The 570-nt window shown below is 40.0% G+C and carries 2 rRNA genes; both read right to left on the bottom strand.

The annotated features are described in order from the left end of the window. Positions 1-224: 224 nt before the first annotated feature. A 5S ribosomal RNA gene (gene rrf, locus ACFYKX_RS27225) occupies positions 225-341 on the bottom strand. A gap of 102 nt (positions 342-443) precedes the next feature. Continuing rightward, positions 444-570, bottom strand: a 23S ribosomal RNA gene (locus tag ACFYKX_RS27230); the annotation flags it as partial.

Consider the following 570-nt stretch of genomic DNA (forward strand, 5'->3'; position numbering starts at 1 on the left):
GAATTCATAATGCACGTATCTCCACTCTATACTTGTTTCTCGACAACTCAAGTATATAAGAATGGATGATATCGTGCTTTTTTTATGCACTAAATAGTGTTTAAACCCCAACAAATATTATAGAATCTGATTAATTAAATTGTTAGCATTAATAAAGAATTCTTGGATAAATCCCTTTAAAAACACAAAAAAACGAGTATCCTCATCAGATACTCGTTTCCGTTGCCTGGCGACGTCCTACTCTCACAAGGGGACAGCCCCTAACTACCATTGGCGCTGAGAAGCTTAACTTCCGTGTTCGGTATGGGAACGGGTGTGACCTTCTCGCCATCATCACCAGACTATTTAATTCAGGGATGGAAACCTATTTTCGCTTCGCGAAAAAGCTTTATTCCCTCAAAACTAGATAATGCTATGAAGAAGAAGTAAGTCGAGTAATCAAATTGGTTAAGTCCTCGATCGATTAGTATCAGTCAGCTCCACACGTCACCGCGCTTCCACCTCTGACCTATCAACCTGATCATCTTTCAGGGATCTTACTAGCTTGCGCTATGGGAAATCTCATCTTGA

It is taken from the genome of Cytobacillus spartinae, assembly GCF_042865285.1.
GTDB lineage: Bacteria > Bacillota > Bacilli > Bacillales > Cytobacillaceae > Robertmurraya_A > Robertmurraya_A spartinae.